Annotated in this window: 1 pseudogene; it reads right to left on the reverse strand. The window is 75.5% G+C overall.

What is annotated here, in order from left to right:
* Positions 1 to 241, reverse strand: a pseudogene (glcF, locus tag SB764_RS44110) (glycolate oxidase subunit GlcF); the annotation flags it as partial.

Consider the following 241-nt stretch of genomic DNA (forward strand, 5'->3'; position numbering starts at 1 on the left):
GCACGCAGCCGGCGAGCATCAGCACCTGGCGGCCGTGCCCGGCCACTTGCGGGAGCGCGCCAGCGGGACGCCGTTCCGGCACCTTGCGCTTGAGCGCCTCGGGCAACAGCCCGCGCACGGCCTGGCCCGCCCGCATGGCGGGCCCGAACAGCGGCGACAGCATGGCCCGGCGCAGCATCTTGCGCTTGGCCTTCTCGGCCCAGGGCCGCGGCACGCGTTCCTCGACGATCTGGCGCCCGAT

Source organism: Paraburkholderia sp. SIMBA_027 (assembly GCF_046535315.1).
GTDB lineage: Bacteria > Pseudomonadota > Gammaproteobacteria > Burkholderiales > Burkholderiaceae > Paraburkholderia > Paraburkholderia tropica.